Annotated in this window: 19 protein-coding genes, 2 pseudogenes and 1 riboswitch; of the genes and pseudogenes, 7 read left to right on the top strand and 14 right to left on the bottom strand. The window is 71.2% G+C overall.

Translation table 11 applies throughout. The annotated features are described in order from the left end of the window. The 11 genes from KUM32_RS23370 to KUM32_RS23320 all read right to left on the bottom strand — a co-directional run. Positions 1–981: YafY family protein (locus KUM32_RS23370; protein WP_308408704.1), on the bottom strand; the 981-nt coding region annotated here is incomplete at its 3' end. 28 nt (positions 982–1,009) lie between these two features. After that, positions 1,010–1,870, bottom strand: coding sequence for a thioesterase family protein (locus KUM32_RS23365; protein WP_217143898.1), 861 nt, complete (start codon positions 1,868–1,870; stop codon positions 1,010–1,012). Positions 1,871–1,959: 89 nt separating this feature from the next. After that, positions 1,960–2,619, bottom strand: a complete 660-nt coding sequence (locus KUM32_RS23360; RefSeq protein ID WP_217143897.1) for a trimeric intracellular cation channel family protein — start codon at positions 2,617–2,619, stop codon at positions 1,960–1,962. 70 nt (positions 2,620–2,689) lie between these two features. After that, the gene (locus KUM32_RS23355) at positions 2,690–4,057 is read right to left on the bottom strand and encodes a dipeptide ABC transporter ATP-binding protein (protein ID WP_217143899.1); all 1,368 of its coding nucleotides are present in this window, start codon (positions 4,055–4,057) and stop codon (positions 2,690–2,692) included. 47 nt (positions 4,058–4,104) lie between these two features. Continuing rightward, positions 4,105–5,202: an ABC transporter ATP-binding protein gene (locus KUM32_RS23350; RefSeq protein WP_217143896.1), complete on the bottom strand. Its 1,098-nt coding sequence runs from the start codon at positions 5,200–5,202 to the stop codon at positions 4,105–4,107. After that, entirely contained in the window at positions 5,199–6,197 is a 999-nt protein-coding gene (locus tag KUM32_RS23345; RefSeq protein WP_217143895.1) for an ABC transporter permease, read from the bottom strand. The genes KUM32_RS23350 and KUM32_RS23345 overlap by 4 nt, the downstream gene beginning before the upstream one ends. Positions 6,198–6,304: 107 nt before the next feature. Continuing rightward, on the bottom strand, positions 6,305–8,098 hold the full coding sequence (locus KUM32_RS23340) for an ABC transporter substrate-binding protein (protein ID WP_217143894.1): 1,794 nt from the start codon (positions 8,096–8,098) through the stop codon (positions 6,305–6,307). A 70-nt stretch (positions 8,099–8,168) separates the two neighbouring features. Further along, positions 8,169–9,176 (bottom strand): ABC transporter permease, encoded by a 1,008-nt coding sequence (locus tag KUM32_RS23335; protein ID WP_217143893.1) that lies wholly within the window; start codon positions 9,174–9,176, stop codon positions 8,169–8,171. Between the two features lie 315 nt (positions 9,177–9,491). After that, entirely contained in the window at positions 9,492–10,289 is a 798-nt protein-coding gene (locus KUM32_RS23330) for an enhanced serine sensitivity protein SseB C-terminal domain-containing protein (RefSeq protein WP_217143892.1), read from the bottom strand. A 354-nt stretch (positions 10,290–10,643) separates the two neighbouring features. After that, positions 10,644–11,411: an enhanced serine sensitivity protein SseB gene (locus KUM32_RS23325; RefSeq protein WP_217143891.1), complete on the bottom strand. Its 768-nt coding sequence runs from the start codon at positions 11,409–11,411 to the stop codon at positions 10,644–10,646. A 75-nt stretch (positions 11,412–11,486) separates the two neighbouring features. After that, complete coding sequence (locus KUM32_RS23320; RefSeq protein WP_217143890.1) at positions 11,487–12,155, bottom strand: AAA family ATPase; 669 nt, start codon at positions 12,153–12,155, stop codon at positions 11,487–11,489. Positions 12,156–12,311: 156 nt separating this feature from the next. After that, positions 12,312–12,406: riboswitch (glycine riboswitch) on the top strand. A gap of 156 nt (positions 12,407–12,562) precedes the next feature. Here KUM32_RS23320 and gcvT point away from each other — a divergent pair. From gcvT to KUM32_RS23290, 6 genes are all read left to right on the top strand, one after another. Next, positions 12,563–13,681: a glycine cleavage system aminomethyltransferase GcvT gene (gene gcvT, locus KUM32_RS23315; RefSeq protein ID WP_217143889.1), complete on the top strand. Its 1,119-nt coding sequence runs from the start codon at positions 12,563–12,565 to the stop codon at positions 13,679–13,681. Between the two features lie 110 nt (positions 13,682–13,791). Next, the gene (gene gcvH / locus KUM32_RS23310; RefSeq protein ID WP_217143888.1) at positions 13,792–14,169 is read left to right on the top strand and encodes a glycine cleavage system protein GcvH; all 378 of its coding nucleotides are present in this window, start codon (positions 13,792–13,794) and stop codon (positions 14,167–14,169) included. 14 nt (positions 14,170–14,183) lie between these two features. Continuing rightward, entirely contained in the window at positions 14,184–15,446 is a 1,263-nt protein-coding gene (gene glyA / locus KUM32_RS23305) for a serine hydroxymethyltransferase (protein ID WP_217143887.1), read from the top strand. 101 nt (positions 15,447–15,547) lie between these two features. Further along, on the top strand, positions 15,548–16,915 hold the full coding sequence (locus tag KUM32_RS23300) for an L-serine ammonia-lyase (protein ID WP_217143886.1): 1,368 nt from the start codon (positions 15,548–15,550) through the stop codon (positions 16,913–16,915). Between the two features lie 111 nt (positions 16,916–17,026). Continuing rightward, on the top strand, positions 17,027–18,442 hold the full coding sequence (locus KUM32_RS23295; RefSeq protein WP_217143885.1) for an MFS transporter: 1,416 nt from the start codon (positions 17,027–17,029) through the stop codon (positions 18,440–18,442). Positions 18,443–18,573: 131 nt separating this feature from the next. Next, on the top strand, positions 18,574–19,131 hold the full coding sequence (locus KUM32_RS23290) for a glycoside hydrolase family 25 protein (protein ID WP_217143884.1): 558 nt from the start codon (positions 18,574–18,576) through the stop codon (positions 19,129–19,131). Positions 19,132–19,152: 21 nt separating this feature from the next. Here KUM32_RS23290 and KUM32_RS43705 read toward each other — a convergent pair. The 3 genes and pseudogenes from KUM32_RS43705 to KUM32_RS23280 form a co-directional block, all read right to left on the bottom strand. After that, a pseudogene (locus KUM32_RS43705) lies at positions 19,153–19,242 on the bottom strand (NADP oxidoreductase); the annotation flags it as partial. A 118-nt stretch (positions 19,243–19,360) separates the two neighbouring features. Beyond that, positions 19,361–19,573, bottom strand: coding sequence for an EF-hand domain-containing protein (locus tag KUM32_RS23285; RefSeq protein WP_217143883.1), 213 nt, complete (start codon positions 19,571–19,573; stop codon positions 19,361–19,363). Between the two features lie 210 nt (positions 19,574–19,783). After that, positions 19,784–19,990: pseudogene (locus KUM32_RS23280) on the bottom strand (MerR family transcriptional regulator); the annotation flags it as partial. Positions 19,991–20,070: 80 nt separating this feature from the next. Here KUM32_RS23280 and KUM32_RS23275 point away from each other — a divergent pair. After that, positions 20,071–20,750: GNAT family N-acetyltransferase (locus tag KUM32_RS23275; protein ID WP_217143882.1), on the top strand; the 680-nt coding region annotated here is incomplete at its 3' end.

Below are 20,750 nucleotides of genomic sequence, written 5' to 3'. Positions count from 1 at the left end.
GCCGTCCACGCCGCCCCCTCCGGCCACCCCCACCTCGCCGCTCACACCAACCTCGCCGCGCGCCCCCACCCCACTGCCCTCGCCCGCCTCGCCGACCCCGCCGTCCGCGCCCACCCCACTGCCCTCGCCGGCCCCGCCGCCGTCCACGCCGGCCCTGCCCGACTCACCCGGCCCGCCCGCGGGAACGCCGTCGGGCGGGGCGGCCAGGTACCCGGCGTTGAGGCGCAGGAACATGTCGAGGCGGTCGGGGCGGACGCGGACGGTGACGTCGAGTCCACGGGGGCGTTCCTCGACCTCGCGGCGCACCACCTCCCAGGCGTCGGCGAGTTCGACCCCCGGCCGGCGCCGTACGGGGTCGTCCAGTACGGTCGCCGCGCGCACCCGGTCGGCACGGAAGAGGCGGGGCCGGCCGCGCCGGTCGGCGACGAGGTACCAGACGCCCGCCTTGGCGACGAGGCCGTACGGGTCGACGGTGTACGTCCGGATCTCCCGCTCGCCGCTGTGCCGGTAGCGCAGGCGCAGCCGCCGGTCGGCGAACACGGCGTCCCGCAGCGCGTCCAGGTCGGCGGCGACCCCCGGACCGCCCTTCCAGCGGGTGGCGTCGACGAGGATGCGGCGGGAGGCCGTCTCGGCGGCCGGCCGGTGGGGCTCGGGGAGCGCCGCCATCACCTTGCGCAGCGCCGAGCCGAGGGCCGCGTCCAGGCCGAGGGCGGCGTGCGCGCCGCGCGCCGCCAGCACGAAGAGGGCGCGCGACTCGTCGGCGGTCAGCCCGGTGACGTCGGTGCGGAACCCGGCGAGCAGTTCGATGCCGCCGTGCCGTCCGCGTTCGGCGTACACGGGGACGCCGGACGCGGACAGGGCCTCGACGTCCCGGTAGACGGTGCGGACGGACACCTCCAGCCGCTCGGCGAGCTCGCGCGCGGGGACGCGGCCGCGGGTCTGCAGGAGCAGCAGGATGGACAGCAGGCGGTCGGACTTCACCGCACCAGCCTGCCCCGCGAGCCGGCGGTCAGCCGAGCCGGACCCGGGCCAGCTGGCGGGACTGGGCCACCAGACGGTCGGCGCTGTCCCAGACCTCGGCGTCCTCCTCCAGGAAGCCGCCGGCGAGGTTGCGGGTGGTGAGGGAGACGCGCAGCGGCCCCGGAGCGGGGCGGCACCGTACGTGCACGGTCAGCTCGACCGTCGGCACCCAGCCCTTCAGTCCGAGCTCGAAGGCGGTCGGGGGCAGCGCGTCCACCGCGAGGAGTACCGACAAGGGGTCGGCGTCGCGGCCGTCGGCGAGCCCGAACCAGGCCCGCATCTCGCCCTTGCCCGAGGGCCGGCCGAGTGCCCAGCCGAGCGTGGCCGGGTCCAGCCCGAGCTTCAGCCGGCCGGCGATGGCCGAGAGGCCGTCCGCGGGGGCGGGGGCGTCCTGAGGGCCGAAGCACTGGTCCATCGGCGGGATCGCCGGCGGCTTCGCCGAGGTGCGGACGTCGTCGGGCAGCGCGTCGAGGTCGCCGTAGGAGGCGAGCACGCGGATGCGCTCCACCTCGTTGCCCTGGTCGTCGTACTGGAAGAGGGAGGCCTGGCCGGTGGAGAGGGTGCGCCCGGCGCGGACGGTCTCGGTGCGCACGACCGCCGGGCCCGGCCGGGAGGCGGTGAGGTAGTGGGCCGATATGGTGAACGGGTCGGGGTGCGCGAGGGCGTCCCCGAGGGCGCGGCCCAGGACGGCCAGCAGGTAGCCGCCGTTGAGGGCGTTGGTGATCGTCCAGCCGGCGGAGAGGTCGATGTCGTAGACGCCCGGGGCGCGCCGGGTGACGGCGGTGTCCCGGTCGAACTCGCTGTCGCCGATGGTGGCCCGCGTGGCCGGTGCGGAGGCTGCTTCTGGCATGGCTGCACGCTACAGCAGGAGAATACTAAGCGGTAGCTTTTCTGTGGGTTCCGACGTGCGCGAAGCCCCCGGGACGGGCCCCTCCCGTCTCACTCGCCCTCCACCACGGTCGACCGGCGGTTCCACGCGCGCGGCGCCCGCCAGTGGAAGCGCATGGCCAGCAGGCGCAGGACGAAGGCCGTGACCACCGCGAGCCCGCTGGTGACCGGGGTGAGGGCCTCGTAGCGGATGCACAGGGCGACCGTCGCGGAGCCGACGATGGCCGGGACGGCGTACAGGTCCCGGTCCCAGCGCAGCAGCGAGGGCACCTCGTTGGCGAGCACGTCCCGCAGCACGCCGCCGCCCACCGCGGTGGCCAGGCCCAGGCAGGCGGAGGCGGTCAGGCCGAGTCCGTAGTCGTACGCCTTCGTCGTGCCGGCGACGCAGAACAGGCCGAGGCCGGCCGCGTCGAAGACGTTCACGCCGGTCTGGAGGCGTTCGACGTGCGGATGGAGGAAGAAGACGAGCACGGTGGCGAGCAGCGGCGTGACGAAGTACCCCAGGTCCGTGAACGCCGCGGGCGGCACCGCCCCGATGATCAAGTCACGGAACAGCCCGCCGCCCAGCGCGGTGACCTCGGCGAGGACGGCGATGCCGAACACGTCGAAGTTCTTGCGCACGGCCAGCAGCGCGCCGGAGATGGCGAAGACGAAGATGCCGATCAGATCGAGCGTGTGCTGGACGGTGGGGGTGAAGAGTTGCTCGTACACCCCGCCATTCTCGCCTGTCAGTGAGCCCCCGCCTTACAAACGAAGGCGGGGGCTCACTGGCAGGACGAGGTCACTTCTCCTTGGCGGAAGGCTTCTCGTCGGTGTCCTTGGCGGGGGACTCGTCGTCGCCGCCCCCGGCGGCCGGCTCGTCGGCGCCCTCGTCGGCGCCCTCGTCGGCCGGCTCGTCGGCACCCTCGGCGGCGGGCTTGTCCCCGCCCTCGCTGTCCGCGGCGCCCGGCTCGTCGCCGTCCGTCGCGCCTTCCGAACCCTCGGCCTCGGTCTCGGCCTCCGCGGCCAACGCCGCCGAGGTCGCCGCCGACTCGGCCAGCGCCTCCTCCGAGACCAGCTCCGCCGCCTCCTTGGCGTCGGTCAGCAGGACGACGTCCTGCGGGGCCTGGTCCGCGAAGTTCTCCGGGTGGTGGCAGGCCACCTGCTGGCCGGGCCGCAGCTCCTTCAGCGGCGGCTCGGTCGTCTTGCAGATCTCCGTCGCCTTCCAGCACCGCGTGTGGAAGCGGCACCCGCTCGGCGGGGAGATCGGCGAGGGCACGTCGCCCTTGAGCAGGATGCGCTCGCTCTTGGCGGACTTGCGCGCCGGGTCCGGGATCGGCACCGCCGACATCAGCGCCTTGGTGTACGGGTGCATCGGCGACTTGTAGAGCAGCTCGCGGTCGGCCAGCTCCACGATCTTGCCGAGGTACATCACCGCGATCCGGTCCGAGACGTGCCGGACGACGGACAGGTCGTGCGCGATGATCACGTACGTCAGGCCCAGCTCCTGCTGGAGGTCGTCGAGCAGGTTGACGACCTGGGCCTGGATCGACACGTCGAGCGCGGAGACCGGCTCGTCGGCCACGACCAGCTTGGGGTTCAGCGCGAGCGCGCGGGCGATGCCGATGCGCTGGCGCTGGCCGCCGGAGAACTCGTGCGGATAGCGGTTGTAGTGCTCGGGGTTGAGACCGACCACCGACAGCAGCCGCTGCACCTCCTTCTTGACCCCGCCCTCGGGCTCGACGCCCTGGAGCTTGAAGGGGGCGCTGATGATCGTGCCGATGGTGTGGCGCGGGTTCAGCGACGAGTACGGGTCCTGGAAGATCATCTGCACGTCGCGGCGCAGCGGACGCATTCCGCCGACCCCGAGGTGGGTGATGTCCTTGCCCTCGAACTCGATCGTGCCGGCCGTCGGCTCCAGCAGCCGGGTGATCAGCCGGCCCATGGTCGACTTGCCGCAGCCCGACTCGCCCACGACACCGAGGGTCTCCCCGGCCCGGACCTCGAAGTCGAGGCCGTCGACGGCGCGCACGGCGCCGACCTGGCGCTGCAGCAGGCCCTTCTTGATCGGGAAGTGCTTCTGCAGCCCGGTCACCTTCAGCAGGGTCTCGCCGGGTGCGGCGTCCTTGGTGAGGGTCGCAGCACCGCTGCTCTGTGCCGGGATGGCCACTGCTTCGTCCTTGGCTTTTTCGTCCTTGGCTTTCGCGCTGTTGTCGCTCACAGCTTCGGCGCAATCTCTTCGGTCCAGATACGCTCCCGCTGCTCCTGCGACATGTGGCAGGCGGCCCAGTGCTTGCTGCCGACCTCGGTCAGCTCGGGGCGGACCGTGCGGGTGATGTCGTCCTTGGGCACGTCGGCGTACGGGCAGCGCGGGTTGAAGGCGCAGCCGGACGGCAGGTTGATGAGGGAGGGCGGGGAGCCCTTGACCGGGATGAGGCGTTCCTGCTGGTCGCGGTCGAGCCGCGGCATCGAGCCGAGCAGGCCCCAGGTGTAGGGGTGCCGGGGCTCGTAGAACACCTTCTCCGCCGGACCGCGCTCGACGCAGCGGCCGCCGTACATCACCAGGAGGTCGTCGGCGAGCTCGGCGACGACGCCCAGGTCGTGGGTGATGATGATGACCGCGGAGCCGAACTCCGTCTGCAGGTCCCGGATCAGGTCGAGGATCTGCGCCTGGACGGTCACGTCCAGGGCGGTGGTCGGCTCGTCCGCGATGAGCAGCTCGGGGTTGTTGACCAGCGACATCGCGATCATCGCGCGCTGGCGCATACCGCCGGAGAACTCGTGCGGGTAGTTGTCCACCCGCTTGTCCGGCTGCGGGATGCCGACCCGGTCGAGCATCTCCACGGCACGGCGCTTGGCGGTCTTCTTGTCCACGTCGTGGTGGATGCGGTACGCCTCCACGATCTGCTGGCCGATCGTGTAGTACGGGTGCAGCGCGGACAGCGGGTCCTGGAAGATCATCGCCATCTGCTGCCCGCGCAGCTTGCGCACGTGGTCCGGGTCGGCGGACAGCAGCTCGGTGCCGTCCAGCCAGATCTCGCCCGAGATCTGCGCCTTGCGCTTGCCGTACTGGCCGGCGGTGTGCAGGCCCATGATGCCGAGCGAGGTCACCGACTTGCCGGAGCCGGACTCGCCCACGATGCCGAGCGTCTTGCCCTTCTCCAGCTGGAAGGTGAGCCCGTCGACGGACTTGACCAGGCCGTCGTCGGTCGGGAAGTGGACCTTCAGGTCGCGTACTTCCAGGAAGGCGCTCGGCGCGGGCGAGGTGCCGGTGGGCTCACCCACGGCTGCTCCGCTCTTGCTGAGTTCGGTCATGTGAGCCTCACTCGGGGGTCGATCACGGCGTACAGGATGTCCACCACGAGGTTGGCGAGCAGCACCGCGAGAGAAGTGATCAGGGTGACGCCCAGGATGACGGGCAGGTCCTGGTTCTTGATCGCGTTGAGCACGGCCTGGCCGAGGCCGGGAAGGCTGAACGTGGTCTCGGTCAGGATCGCGCCGCCGATGAGGGCACCCAGGTCCATGCCCAGCATCGTCAGGATGGGCGTCATCGTCGAGCGCATGGCGTGCTTGCGGATGACGACGCCTTCCTTCAGTCCCTTGGCCCGGGCGGTGCGGATGTAGTCCTCGCCGAGGATCTCCATCATGGTCGCACGGGTGATACGGGCGTACATCGCCGCGTACAGGAACGCCAGCGTGATCCACGGCAGGAGCATGCCGCCGAGCCAGCCGGTGAAGCTCTCCTCCAGCGGCACGTACTGCGCGTCGAGCCAGCCCAGTCCGTAGGAGAAGACCGCCAGGCTGAGCAGACCGGTGAAGTAGATGGGGAGGGAGACACCCGCCAGGGCGACGATCATCGCGCCGCGGTCCCACAGGGTGCCCCGCTTGAGCGCCGAGAGCACACCCGCGGCCAGACCGAAGATGAGCCACAGGACGGCGGCGCCGAGCGCGAGACCCAGGGTCACCGGGAAGCGGTCGGTCAGCACCGGCCAGATGGCCTGCTCACTACGGAAGGAGTAGCCGAAGCACGGGGCGGAACACTCCGTGACGTCGCCGCCGCCCGAGTAGGTACGGCCCATGAAGATGCCGCGGAAGAACTCCCAGACCTGGGCGTAGATCGGGTCGTTGAGACCCAGCTTCTCCCCCACGGCCTTCACCGCGGCGGGGTCGGCCTGCTTGCCCACGAAGCTCGCGGCGATGTCGACGCCTGCCCACTTGGGGATCAGGAAGAAGATGCTGAAGACCACCATGACGATGACCACGAGCATCACAGCGGCGGCGAACAACCGCCTGATGAGGTAAGCGAGCACAGCTAACGGCCCGCTGCGGACCGCGGGCCACCGGAGGTCGTCCGGTGGCCCGCGGTCACGCCGCGCCGGCCTTCACCTGCCTTTCGTGCCGTACGGCGGGTGACCGGTTACTTCGAGGACTTCAGGCCGAGGTTGACGAAGTCGTACATACCGCTGTAGCCGTCGGTGGTGTACACGTTCGCCAGTCGGCTGGAGCGCCAGTTGATGAACTTCTCGAAGACGAAGGGCAGGTAGTAGCCGCCTTCCATGACCTTGTGGTTGATCTCCATGGCGATCTTGGCCTTGCCGGCGTCGTCGAGCGTGTTGACGTAGTCCGCGAACAGACCGTCGATCGACTTGTCCTTGATCAGGGCGTAGTTGTTGTTGCCGCTGTCGAGGATGTAGTCGCTGTGCCACAGCGGCAGACCGTAGCCCTGGACGGACGGGAAGTCCGGGCCCCAGCCCATGATGATGATGCCGTAGCCCTTCTTCTGCACGTTCGAGGGGCTGCCGATGATGCCGGGGGTCTGCGCACCGTCGTACTGGTCGATGTCGACGGTGATGCCGACCTTCTTCAGGGACGCCTGGAGCGACTCGGCGGTGGCCACCTCGACCGGCTTGTTGTTGCGGACCGCGATGGTGGTCTTGAAGCCGTCGGGCTTGCCGCAGGCCTTCAGCTCTTCCTTGGCCTTGGCGACGTTGCCGTTCTTGTTGGCACCGGCCATCTCGTACGGGTCGTACTTCTGGCCCTCGGAGCCCGGGACGGCCGGCGGCAGCATGTTGGTGCCGATGTCGCCACCCGCCTTCGGGCCACCGCGCGCGGTCTGGAGCGACACGTGGTCGGCCCCGTAGAGCACGGCCTTGCGGCAGTGGATGTTGTCGAAGGGCTTCACGCTCTGCGGGAACACCGCGTAGCGGATGTAGCCGGAGACCGGGTTGTCCAGGTTGCCCTGGTGCTTCTTCAGGGCGGTGGTGCGGCCCTGCGGCGACAGACCGGTCTGCGCCAGGTCCAGGTCGTAGTCACCGGCGATGAGGCGGGCGTCCAGGTCGTTGGCGTTGGAGAAGAACTTGATGGAGATCTTGTCCGGGTACGCCTTGCGGACCGGGTCCGAGGCCTGCTTCCACTCGGTGTTGCGGACCAGCACGAGGTCCTTGCCCGGGCTGTACGACTGGAACTTGTACGGGCCCGAGGAGAACGGCTTCAGACCGTACTTGGACTTGGTGTCCTTGTCCTGGCGGACCGGGGAGGCCGAGGTGAGCGCCAGCATCTCCTCGAAGTCCGAGTTGGCCTTCGGCAGCTTGAAGATGATGGTCTTGTCGTCCGGCGTCTCGATCGCCTGCAGACCCAGCTTGTCCGCGGACTTGTCCTTGTACGGGCCCTGGTACTTGCCCTCGGGGTCGAGCACCTCCTTGAGGTACGTCGGACCGCCGGACAGCACGTCCTGCGCCCAGACCCGCTCGATGCCGTACTTGATGTCCTTGGAGGTGATCGGCTTGCCGTCCTCCCAGGTGATGCCGTCACGCAGGGTGTACGTGTAGGTCTTGCCGTCGTCCGAGACCTTGGCGAGCCCGGTCGCGAGGTCCGGGGTCACGCCGGCGCCGGCCTTGCCCGGCTCGGTGGCGTTCGTGACGAGCTGGCGGGAGTAGTAGCGGGAGAAGTTCCACATGAAGCCGTAGTAGCCACGCGTGGTGTCCCACGAGTCGGCGTCCTGGGCGCTGGCGAACTTCAGCTCGCCGCCCTTCTTGGCCTGGTCGGCCTGGGCGACCTTGTTGTTCGCGGCGTCGAAGCCGGCCGCGCCGTTCTTCGATCCCCCGCCGTCGCTGTCACCGCCGCCGCACGCCGCCGTGGTCAGCAGCGCGGCGACCACTGCGGCAGCGGCCAAAGCCTGCTTGCGCCGCCCTGAGGTGCGTTGGGTAGTCACGATCTCGGATCCTCCGGATTAGATGAGAGACCCCGTGCAGGAGCCACGGGTCGCTTTGCGGTACGGCAGGTCAGCGGGAGCCCTTCGGGTCCAGCGCGTCGCGGACGCCGTCACCGAAGAGGTTGAAGGCAAGAACGGTGATGAAGATCGCCACGCCCGGGACCACCATGTACATGGGGTCCGAGTCGTAGTAGTCGACCGCGCTCGAGAGCATCTGGCCCCAGGAGGCCGTGGGAGGCTTGACGCCCACGCCCAGGAAGCTGAGTGCCGCCTCGGTGAGGATGTTGGTGGGGATCATCATCGTCGTGTAGACGATGATCGGCGCGACCAGGTTGGGCAGCAGTTCCTTGAACAGGATGTAGAGCCGCCCGGCGCCCAGCGAGCGGGCCGCCTCGACGTATTCCCGTTCGCGCATCGAGAGTGTCTGACCGCGTACCACGCGGCCGATGTACGGCCAGCCGAAGAAGCCGATGACCAGGATCATCACGAACAGGCGCACGCCCGTGCCGGTGAGTCCGAGCATCTCGTTCGGCATGACGGAGACCAGCGCGATGATGAACAGCAGCTGCGGGAAGGCCAGCAGACCGTCCATGATCCGGCTGATGAGGGAGTCGACCCAGCCGCCGAAGAAGCCGGCCAGGATGCCCAGCACGGTACCGATGACCACGGCGACGATCGCGGACAGGAAGCCGACCAGCAGCGAGATCCGGGCGCCGTAGACGATACGGGCGAAGATGTCACGGCCGTTGACGGGCTCGACGCCCAGCCAGTGCTCGCCGCTGATGCCGCCCAGGGACCCCTTGGGGGTGCCGAACAGCGGATCGATCAGGTCCTCGTGGTGCACCTCGGGATCCTGCCCGACCAGGCTGGTGATCACGGGCGCGAGCAGCGCGACCACGATGAGGAAGAGCACCACGACGCCGCCCGTCAGGGCGAGCTTGTCCCGTTTCAGGCGCTCCCAGGCGATCCGGCCCAGGGAACGCCCCTGTACCGCCTTGGTCTCGGCGCCGGCAACCGCCGCTTCCTCGGCCGCACTCGGGGCCGCTTCCGCGGTCGGCTCGTGCAATGGTGCCGTCATCTGGCAGGGACCCCTCTCAACCGGCGGTAGCCGGCCCGCACTTGCCGCTGTAGCGGCGTGATCAGTCCGTCGTACACAGGGGCGAACATTCCACCCCTTGTTGCGGGAGTCTTCAACGCTTTGGCGATCCGTAGCCAGAGTTGAAGGGGAAAGGATGCGCAACCGTGATGCTGTTTGAGGTGTTCCGTTATCCGGACACTGGGTAACGAGGGCCGGACACGGACGAGTTGGACATCGAGGACTCGGTGGGGCCTTACGCCCACCTCTACGCGCGGAGATGTCCGGCCACCGGTGCCGGCACGGATGTCGCGACGGTCAGAACCGGCCTTGGGCCGGAGGGTATCCGTACCCACCCGCGGGTGCCTGCGCGGGGGCGGCCGCGTGGGCCTGGCGGTCGTAGAAGGGGCGGGCGTGGGCACGCAGCCACATGGCGACCGGGTCGTGCGTGTCGGTCATCGCCACCGTCGACACCGGCAGCCCGTCCGGCACCGCGCCGACGGACTGCTGCATCATCGCGCGCACCGCGTCGACGGCCGGCGGGGACGTGTCGTACACGTCGAGACCGATGGCGAGATACGGCGCCCCCAGCGCCGGCTGGACCCAGGCCCGGCGCAGCGAACGGACCGCCGGGGTGCGGTGGGCGTTCTGCGCGAGCAGGGCGTAGAACTGGGGGATCTCGATGGCCGGTTCGGACAGGCGCAGGGGTCCGGCGGGCTGGCGGTCCAGGCCGGAGGCGATGCGGCGCAGATCCAGCCAGGGGATGCCGACGCCGCCGCCGGGGGCGTGCGGGTTGAGCCAGAGGCCGTAGTGCTCGGGGTAGAGGGCGCGGGCCACTTCGAGGCCGTCGACCACCTCGTACGACCGGTTCCAGCCACTGACGGACAGCTCCTGGGCGGAGGTGACGCAGGGCGCGTAGCCGCAGCCCTCGACCTCCATGTTCCCGTACTGGGCGTCCGGGGAGCCGGCCTGACCGTGCCACAGCAGCATCCAGACCTGGCCGGAGGTGGGGGTGGCGAGCGCGCGGAGGAGGGCCTCGTAGGCGTCGTAGCGCCCGGGCGTCACCTGGCGCAGCATGTGCTCGACCTGCCCGGTCGTGGTGCCGCTGGCGCTCACGCGTATCGCCCCTTCGAGAAGTCCCGGATGTGCAACCAGCTTAAGGCTCCGCGGGCCGGAGGCGCCCAGGAGCTCGGGGTGTGCTGTCGTCCCGCGTCGACCCCGCTCTCGCCCGGGCGGCGGAGTCCCGCGGTCCGCGAGCCCGCCGGACCGGGACCCGCGCGGGAAGCCGCATCCGCCGCGCGCGGCCCGGGCTCCCCCCGTCAGCTCCGGCTGGGGCCGGCGCGCCGGGCGCCGTCGGTGGGCTTCGAGTCCGCGGCGCCCGCGCCCCGGCCCGGTCCGCGCCCTGTCAGCCGTCCGCCACCCACCTGGTCACGGCCCCGCGCCCCTCGCGCACCCCCGCCCCGGCGGCGGTCACAGGTCCCGGTCGTAGAAGGGGCGGACGTTGGCCCGCATCCAGTCGCAGACCGGGTCCTGGGCTGCCTCCAGGAGGACCAGGTTGACCTGGCACTTCAGGGGGGCCTTGGCGAGCGCTCGGCCCAGGGCGTCCAGCGGGAGGGCGCGGGCGTCGGCTTCCCAGTGGGCGAGTTCGACGCCGACGAACAGGGCCGGATCGGCGGTCTCCACGGCGGCGAGGCAGCGACGGGCGGTGCGGACCACGCCGATGGCGGCGAACTCGGCGGAGGCCGCGGCCAGGAAGTCCACCGGGTCGTCCCGCCAGTCCGGCTCGAAGAGGCGGACCCGGCCGCCGGACGCGGGCCCGTCCAGCGGGGTGCGGCCGGCCCGGCACAGCTCGGCGACGGCCGGCGGCGGCAGCGGGATGCCGACCACGCCGTCCGGGTTCACGGCGATGCCGACCTGCGGGGGCAGGCCGCGGGCGAACTCCGCGGCGGGGGCGATGGTGTACGCCATGTGGGGGCCGGTGACCTGGCGGAGCTGTTCCTCGGAGCTGAACACCGGCACGTAGGCCTGGCCGTCGATCTCCAGGGAGGGCAGGTCGAGGGGGCCGCTGTGCGGGCCGCCGCCGTTCGGCAGCGGTATCCACAGGAAGCTGCGGCCGAGCACCTCGACGATCCGGCCACCGGCGCCCGGCACGCCGAGGGAGGCGGACAGCACCTCCTCCAGCTCGTTGCCGGGCCATCCGCCGTGCGGGTGGGGGTGCGCCTGTGCCGGGAAGTCCATCTGCCTACCGCCTGACTGGTACCACTGCTGTGGCTGGAAAGGCTAACCCGTTCGGCCCCGCGGCCCTACGGTCCGTCACCCCGTGAAGGCGATCCGGCGCAGCGTGTCCGCCGCCACCCGGTCCAGGATGACCGCCGAGGCGCAGCCGCCGGGCAGCGTGCCCTCGGTGACGGAGCGCAGCAGGCGGGCGTTGGCCGTGCGGTGCCGCAGGAACGCGTACCGGGAGACGCCCCGGCCGCGCTCGCGCTGGCCGGCCAGGGCCTCGCCGGGGTCGACGTCGAGCAGCAGCAGGTGCAGGGTGGCCTCGCGGCGGCGGGCCTCGCGGGCCAGCCAGCGGCGCACCCACGTCTGGGTGCCGCAGTCGTGTACGACGACGCCCTCGCCGGAGCGCAGGGCGCGGCGCAGTCCGGCGTAGTGGGCGATGCGGACGAGGGGGCGGTACAGGGCGTACGGCAGGAAGCGCGGCATGCGGCGGTCCCAGCGGTCGCGGGTGTCCTGGGAGTCGATGCGTCGGCCGCGGACGGTCCGCTCCATCAGGGTGGACTTCCCGCTGCCGGGCAGGCCGGTGATCACCACCAGGTCGCGGGGGCCGAAGAGCAGGGCGTGCGGGCTGCGGCCGTCCCGGCCCCGCAGGTCGCGGACGACGGATGCGGTCGGTGCGGCGCATGCTTCCGGTGCCGGGACCACGGGCTGCTTCGGCAGCGCGAGACCCGAGGTGGTGGCGTACGCCGTGGTCCTGTTCACCGTGATCGTCCTCCCCTGGGGCGGTTCACGAGTTCCCATCCCCGTCGAGTGTAAAGAGAAGGTAATACGCGGGTCTCGCGTTTTGGTGCGCTTCGTGCCACAGGCCGGTCACAACGGCGGTGCTACTGTGGCGGCGCCAACTGCATACCGGCCGTTTGAATCCGCGCGGGAGAGTCCCCGGCTGTCGTCGGGGCGCCGAAGGAGCAAGTCCCTCCCTTGAATCTCTCAGGCCCCGTTACCGCGCGGGCGAGGCACATCTGAAAAGCGGGCCGCCGCTCGACGGCTGCCCCACCCAAGGTGCAAGTCCTGATCGCCGCGCTCCGGTGGTCACGGCGAACCTCTCAGGTTCCGATGACAGATGGGGAGGATCGACCTCGCCCGTCCTGTCCCTGGGAGACGACCGACCGATGAGCAGTACAGAACTCCGCCGTACCGCGCTGGATGCCACGCACCGCGCGCTGGGCGCGACGATGACCGACTTCGCCGGCTGGGACATGCCCCTGCGCTACGGCTCCGAGCGCGACGAGCACGTCGCCGTGCGCACCCGGGCCGGTCTCTTCGACCTCTCGCACATGGGTGAGATCACGGTCACCGGCCCGCAGGCCGCGGCCCTCCTCGACCACGCGCTGGTCGGCAACATCGGGAGCGTGAAGCCGGGCCGGGCCCGCTACACCATGATCTGCCGCGAGGACGGCGGCATCCTGGACGACCTGATCGTCTACCGGCTGGGCGAGACCGACTACATGGTCGTCGCCAACGCCTCCAACGCCCAGGTGGTGCTGGACGCGCTGACCGAGCGCGCCGCCGGCTTCGACGCCGAGGTCCGCGACGACCGCGACGCCTACGCGCTGCTCGCCGTGCAGGGCCCCGAGTCCCCCGGGATCCTCAAGAGCCTCACCGACGCCGACCTGGACGGCCTGAAGTACTACGCCGGCCTGCCCGGCACGGTCGCGGGCGTCCCGGCGCTCATCGCGCGCACCGGCTACACCGGCGAGGACGGCTTCGAGCTGTTCGTGCGGCCCGAGCACGCCGTGGAGCTGTGGCGGGCGCTGACCGAGGCGGGCGAGGGCGTCGGGCTGGTCCCGTGCGGTCTGTCCTGCCGGGACACGCTCCGCCTGGAGGCGGGCATGCCGCTGTACGGGCACGAGCTGACGACGGAGCTGACGCCCTTCGACGCCGGGCTCGGCCGGGTGGTGAAGTTCGAGAAGGAGGGCGACTTCGTGGGGCGCGCCGCGCTGGCCGAGGCCGCCGAGCGCGCCGCCGCCACGCCTCCCCGCGTCCTGGTCGGCCTGGTCGCCGAGGGCCGCCGGGTCCCGCGCGCCGGGTACGCGGTCGTCGCCGGCGGCGAGGTGGTCGGCGAGGTCACCTCCGGCGCGCCGTCCCCGACGCTGGGCAGGCCGATCGCCATGGCGTACGTCGACGCGGCGCACGCGGCCGTGGGCACGCCGGGGGTCGGCGTGGACATCCGGGGCACCCACGAGCCGTACGAGGTCGTGGCGCTGCCCTTCTACAAGCGCCAGAAGTAGGCACCGGGCGTCGCGGAGCCCTTGCCGTTCCGCCCGTCCTCGCTGCTCACCAGCGGTTACAGCACTCCCCCGTTCACCAGCACTCCCGCGCGTACAGGAGAATCCAGGCCATGAGCAACCCCCAGCAGCTGCGCTACAGCAAGGAGCACGAGTGGCTGTCGGACGCCGAGGACGGCGTCTCGACGGTCGGCATCACGGAGCACGCGGCGAACGCGCTCGGTGACGTCGTCTTCGTCCAGCTCCCCGAGGTCGGTGCCACCGTGTCCGCGGGCGAGACCTGCGGCGAACTGGAGTCGACCAAGTCGGTCTCCGACCTGTACTCCCCCGTCTCCGGCGAGGTCACCGAGGTCAACGAGGACGTCGTCAACGACCCGTCGCTGGTGAACTCCGCGCCCTTCGAGGGCGGCTGGCTGTTCAAGGTACGGGTGAGCGAGGAGCCGGGCGACCTGCTCTCCGCCGCCGAGTACACCGAATTCGCCGGCGCCTGAGGAGTCACGGACGCATGTCGCTTCTGAACACCCCCCTGCACGAGCTCGACCCCGACGTCGCCGCCGCCGTCGACGCCGAGCTGGGCCGCCAGCAGTCCACCCTCGAGATGATCGCCTCCGAGAACTTCGCCCCGGTCGCGGTCATGGAGGCGCAGGGCTCGGTCCTCACCAACAAGTACGCCGAGGGCTACCCCGGCCGCCGCTACTACGGCGGCTGCGAGCACGTCGACGTGATCGAGCAGATCGCCATCGACCGCGTCAAGGCGCTCTTCGGCGCCGAGCACGCCAACGTGCAGCCGCACTCGGGCGCCCAGGCCAACGCCGCCGCGATGTTCGCGCTTCTCAAGCCAGGCGACACGATCATGGGTCTGAACCTCGCCCACGGCGGGCACCTGACCCACGGCATGAAGATCAACTTCTCCGGCAAGCTCTACAACGTCGTCGCCTACCACGTCGGTGACGACGGCCGGGTCGACATGGCCGAGGTGGAGCGCCTCGCCCAGGAGAACAAGCCGAAGCTGATCGTGGCCGGCTGGTCGGCGTACCCGCGGCAGCTGGACTTCGCCGCGTTCCGCAAGGTCGCGGACGAGGTCGGCGCGTACCTGATGGTCGACATGGCGCACTTCGCCGGTCTGGTCGCGGCGGGCCTGCACCCGAACCCGGTCCCGCACGCGCACGTGGTGACGACCACGACGCACAAGACGCTGGGCGGTCCGCGCGGTGGGGTGATCCTCTCCACGGCCGAGCTGGCGAAGAAGATCAACTCTGCCGTCTTCCCCGGTCAGCAGGGTGGTCCGCTGGAGCACGTGGTCGCCGCCAAGGCCGTCGCCTTCAAGGTCGCCGCGAGCGAGGACTTCAAGGAGCGCCAGCGTCGTACGCTGGAAGGCGCCCGCATCCTCGCCGAGCGCCTGGTGAAGGACGACGCGAAGGCGGCGGGCGTGTCCGTCCTGACCGGCGGCACGGACGTCCACCTGGTCCTGGTCGACCTGCGCGACTCGGAGCTGGACGGGCAGCAGGCCGAGGACCGCCTCCACGAGGTCGGCATCACGGTCAACCGCAACGCCGTCCCGAACGACCCGCGTCCGCCGATGGTGACGTCCGGTCTGCGCATCGGTACGCCGGCCCTGGCGACCCGCGGCTTCACCGCCGAGGACTTCGCCGAGGTGGCGGACGTGATCGCCGAGGCGCTGAAGCCGTCCTACGACGCCGAGGCGCTGAAGGCCCGGGTCAAGGCCCTGGCCGACAAGCACCCGCTGTACCCGGGTCTGAACAAGTAAGCACACCGCTCGTCAGGGGACGCCGTGCCCGCCACAAGCAGGCACGGCGTTCTCCGACGAGCACCGCCCTCTGCACCACCCCCGTTGTGAGGAGTCCCCCCGTGGCCATCTCGGTCTTCGACCTGTTCTCGATCGGCATCGGCCCGTCCAGCTCCCACACGGTCGGCCCGATGCGCGCCGCCCGTATGTTCGCCCGCCGGCTGCGCAACGAGGAGCTGCTGGACTCCGTCGCCTCGGTCCGCGCCGAGCTGTACGGCTCCCTCGGCGCCACCGGCCACGGCCACGGCACGCCCAAGGCGGTGCTGCTCGGCCTGGAGGGCGACTCCCCGCGCACGGTGGACGTGGAGACGGCGGACGAACGCGTCGAGACGATCAGGACGTCGGGCCGCCTCCGCCTGCTCGGCGCGCACGAGATCGCCTTCTCCTACGACGACGACATGGTCCTGCACCGCCGCAAGGCGCTCCCGTACCACGCGAACGGCATGACGCTGTGGGCGTACGACGCCTCCGGCTCCCTGGTGCTCTCGAAGACGTACTACTCGGTCGGCGGCGGCTTCGTCGTCGACGAGGACGCGGTGGGCGCGGACCGTATCGTGCTCGACGACACGGTGCTGAAGTACCCCTTCCGCACCGGTGACGAGCTGCTGCGGCTGGCCCGGGAGACGGGCCTGTCCATCTCCGCGCTCATGCTGGAGAACGAGCGGGCCTGGCGCGACGAGGACGAGATCCGCGAGGGTCTGCTGGAGATCTGGCGGGTGATGCGGGCCTGCGTGGACCGCGGCATGTCCCGCGAGGGCATCCTGCCCGGCGGCCTGAAGGTCCGCCGCCGCGCCGCCACCACCGCGCGCAAGCTGCGCTCCGAGGGCGACCCGCAGGCCCTGGCCATGGAGTGGATCACCCTCTACGCCATGGCGGTGAACGAGGAGAACGCGGCCGGCGGCCGGGTCGTCACGGCCCCGACGAACGGCGCGGCGGGCATCATCCCGGCGGTCCTGCACTACTACATGAACTTCGTACCCGGCGCCGACGAGGACGGCGTCGTCCGCTTCCTCCTCGCGGCCGGCGCGATCGGCATGCTGTTCAAGGAGAACGCCTCCATCTCCGGCGCCGAGGTCGGCTGCCAGGGCGAGGTCGGCTCCGCCTGCTCGATGGCGGCCGGCGCGCTGGCCGAGGTGCTGGGCGGCACGCCGGAGCAGGTGGAGAACGCGGCCGAGATCGGCATGGAGCACAATCTCGGCCTGACCTGCGACCCGGTCGGCGGCCTCGTCCAGATCCCGTGCATCGAGCGCAACGGCATGGCCGCGGTCAAGGCGGTCACGGCGGCGCGGATGGCGATGCGGGGCGACGGGTCCCACAAGGTGTCGCTCGACAAGGTCATCAAGACGATGAAGGACACCGGCGCGGACATGTCGGTGAAGTACAAGGAGACGGCGCGGGGCGGGCTGGCGGTCAACATCATCGAGTGCTGAGGGCTCCCGGGGAGCGATCACGCGTCTCACATGGTGGCCACGACTTTCCGTCAGGCAAGACGCCTGAGATCGTTGCAGCGCACACACATGTCGCACGTGAAAGACCGAGCCATGCCCGCACCAGCCACCGGTTCAGCCCCGGCACCCGCCAATCCGCGGTCCCGGGTCCTCATCGCCAGCCTCATGGGCACGACGATCGAGTTCTACGACTTCTACATCTACGCGACCGCCGCCGTCCTCGTCTTCCCGAAGCTCTTCTTCCCGAGCAGCGACCCCACCACGGCGCTGCTGTCGTCCTTCGCGGTCTTCGGCGCCGCGATGGTCGCCCGGCCGGTCGGCGCCGTCTTCTTCGGGCACCTCGGTGACCGGCTCGGCCGAAAGAAGACGCTGGTGGTCTCGCTCCTCACCATGGGCATCGCCACGTTCCTGATCGGTGTGCTGCCCACCTACGCGCAGGCCGGCTGGGTCGCCACCGCCCTGCTCGTGCTGATGCGGCTGGCGCAGGGCTTCGCGCTCGGCGGCGAGTGGAGCGGGGCCGCGCTGGTCGCGACCGAGAACGCCCCCCGCGGCAAGCGCGCCCTGTACGGGACCTTCCCGCAGCTCGGCGCCCCGCTCGGCTTCATCATCGGCAACGGCCTGTTCCTGATCATCGGGGCGCTGCTGCCGTCCACGGCCGGCGCCGACCCCACCCAGCCCTCCGAAGCCTTCGCGAGCTGGGGCTGGCGCATCCCGTTCCTGTTCTCCGCGGTGATGGTCGCGATCGGCCTGTGGGTGCGCTCGCGGCTGGTGGAGTCGGCGGTGTTCGCCAAGACCCGGGAGGCCGGGAAGGTGCGGAAGCTGCCGCTGGCCACCGTGGTCCAGGGCCACTGGAAGCAGCTGGTCCTCGGCACGTTCATCATGCTGGCGACGTACGTGCTCTTCTACCTGATGACCACATTCTCGCTCAGCTACGGGCGCACCGCGAAGGACGCCGCCGTGCCCGGACTGGGGTACAGCTACACCACGTTCGTCCTCATGATGATCTTCGGCGTGCTCTTCTTCGCCGTGTTCACCCTGGTCTCCGGGCCGCTCGCCGACAGGTACGGACGCCGGGCCACCCTGGTCTGGATCACCGCCGCGATCGTCGTCTTCGGTCTGGTCTGGGTGCCGCTGATCGAGCTGGGCACGCTCGGCGTGGTGCTGTGGCTGGTGCTCGGCTTCACCCTGATGGGCATGACGTTCGGCCCGATGGGCGCGCTGCTGCCGGAGCTGTTCCCGACGAGCGTGCGCTACACCGGCTCCGGCATCTCGTACAACGTCAGCTCGATCCTCGGAGCGGCCGTCGCCCCGTTCATAGCGGTGGCGCTGTGGGAGGCCGGTGACGGCTCGCCGTGGCTGGTCGGCGTCTACCTCTCCGCGATGGCGGTGCTGACGCTGGTCGCGCTGCTCCTCGGCAAGGAGACCAAGGACGTCTCCCTGGACGAGGGCGAGGCCGCGCCGGCCGGCGAGGACGCCCCGGCGGCCGTGGTCACCACCTCCGCCCTCTGATCCGACCGGCGTTCACCACCGCCGTACGCCGAGCACCCACACGCCCGGCGTACCGCCGCCGCTCCCCGGGCATAACAACTACCCACACCCCCAGGGCACTTGCGCCCCACCGGCATCCGAGGGGAGTCGTCATGCTGCGCGGCATCGACGTCAGCGCGTACCAGTCATCCACCTACGACACGGACGGCCTCTCCTTCGTCTTCGTCAAGGCGACGGAGGGCCGTTCCTACATCAACCCCAAGCTCGCGGCCCAGACGGAGCGGGCCCGCGACGCCGGCCTCGTCGTCGGCTTCTACCACTTCCTGTGGCCGGGCAACCTCACGGCCCAGGCCGAGTACTTCGTCTCCAAGGCGCCCGACCGCGCCGGTGACATCCTCGCCGTCGACTGGGAGACGACGAGCGAGGGCACCCACGCGAGCAACTCCGAGAAGGACCGCTTCATCCGGAAGCTGAAGGAGCTGCGGCCGGACAACCGGGTCGTCCTCTACGCGAACAGGCACTTCTGGCTGAACGTGGACACCACGTCCTACGCGGGCGACGGCCTGTGGATCGCCGACTACGTGACGGCGGGCAAGCCCCGGATCAAGGCCACGTGGCGCTTCCACCAGTACACCGACGACCCGGTCGACACCAACGTGGCGGACTTCGGCAGCAAGGCCGCGCTCAAGGAGTGGGCCGAGGCCGCCTAGCGCACGCCTGGCCCCGGAAGCCGCCGGGCGTTGCGGGGACGCCTGGGCCAGGGCCCTGGTGACGTCCTCGACGCCCGCGCGCAGGCCGTACACCGGGGTGTCGGGCTGCTGGCCCGGGGCCCCGCGCAGGTGATCAGCCCCAACCGCGGGCGGGGACGGGCTATTCCGCCGGGCACGCGGAAGGGGCGCCCGCCGGGTGACCGGACGGGCGCCCCTTCCCACGGCGTCGTCACTTGTTGAGGTGCGCCCAGAACTCGTCGAACGACAGCAGCTTGTCGCCGTTGAGGTCGCGTCCGGCGATCACGGCCTCCGCCACCGACTCGGTGACGTTCCAGTCGCCGCCCTGGGCCAGCGCGGTCTTGAACTCGGCCGCGGTGATGAAGCCGTCACCGTCCGTGTCGATCCGCTCGAACTGCTTGCGTGCTTCCTCGATGTCCGCCACCGAAACCGCCCCTCATTCCGTGCACCGGTCGTGCTCTGCTCGTCCTACGGACGCTACTGACGCAGGTCAGACTAGCCGCCCGCCCGAGCCTCCAGCGCGGCGACCACCCATGCGGACTCCTCCCGGAGCGCGGGCAGCGGTCCCGCGCCCCGCCCGGTGGCCGGCACCTCGCGACAGCGGGCCGCCCGGTCACCGAAGGGGTCGCCCGCAGGCGGTCGAGCCGCGTCGTGCCGCGGTCGACAGCACCGCACGGGTCACCCGCGGCGAGCCGATCCGGGCGTCCAGGGCGCTCACGTGCGCCGCCGCGACCCGCGCCACCGTCGTCTCGCCGGCCAGGACGCGGCGTACGGAGTCCAGGCCGAGGCCCAGTTCGCGCAGGGTGCGGATCAGCTCCGGGCGGGTGACACCGGCGGCGTCCGGTGGTCGTGGGTCCGGTGCCGTCGTCGGTCGTGTCCGGGCGTCTGGGCCTTCCAGCGGGCGGAGACCCAAGGAGCGGTGTGGCGGAGAGCCTGCGGGACATTCTGGACGCGGCGGCGCGGGGCGTCCTCCCGGCGGCGGACGGCGGCACGACCGTCGTGCCGCAGCACGGTCCCCGGGACGCCGGGGTGATCACCTTCACGGCGCACTCGGTGGTCTTCACCGGCGAGGACGAGGGGTGGGTGCGCGGGACGCTGGCCCCGCCGGGCTGCGACGCGCTCGCCGCGAGCATGAACGCCCGCTTCCTGACGGCCCTCGGGGAGCGCACGGGGCGGACGACCGACACGATCGACGTGCTGCTGACCGGCGCTCCGCTGCCGGGCCGGCCGGGGGTCGCGCTGACGGAGGTCGCCGGCCCCGGGCATCCGCGGGTGGTGGCGGCCCGCCGGCGGCACGACGCGGTGCGGGTGTGGGCGGCGGACGGCGGGGTGCTCGTGCTGGGCCGCGGGGTGGCCGGGCGGCTGGAGGTCGCCGTGGAGGTGGCGGAGGGGGCTCGGCAGCGGGGCCCGGGGCGGCGGCTGGTGACGGCGGCGCGGCAGCTCGCCGGGGGCGAGCCGGTGTGGACCCAGATGGCGGCGGGGAACGCCCGCGGTCTGCGGGCGTTCCAGGCGGCGGGTTACCGGCCGGTGGGTTCGGAGGCGTTGTTCGTCCGGCCCCGAATCACCGTGGCCGGGGCCGGGGCCGGGGCCGGGGCCGGGGC

This window comes from Streptomyces sp. AC627_RSS907, assembly GCF_019049165.1.
The sequence above is the reverse complement of the archived record's forward strand: the minus strand, read 5'-3'. Positions and strand labels throughout refer to the sequence as shown.